This window comes from Hydrogenobaculum acidophilum (assembly GCF_054656715.1).
Window position 1 is genome coordinate 1 of sequence record NZ_BAAHXP010000071.1, and the last position, 285, is coordinate 285.

Here is a 285-nt window from a genome sequence, read left to right on the forward strand (position 1 = left end):
CTTGTTAGGCATGTTTGCTTGGCCTTCACCTATATAGAGTACAACCTGTATTATTTTCCTATCCTTATAGGTATTTTTGATAAGATGGTAATATCCAAGCATCCTGTAAAGCATGTTTTCATCGTTATCAGATTGAAATTCTATGTGAAGAATGTCTCCGTTAACTAATTCTAGAACAAAGTCAGGTTTTAATTGGAAGTCCTGATATTCAGTGGAAAGTATGGATTTGGCCTCTATGCCAACCAAAGCCTTTATAAAGGCCTGAGGAATATTTTTAGCCAGCTC

General features: G+C 36.1%; 1 pseudogene. It reads right to left on the reverse strand.

The features are described from left to right. A pseudogene (locus ACYQZV_RS09165) lies at positions 1 to 285 on the reverse strand (RpnC/YadD family protein); the annotation flags it as partial.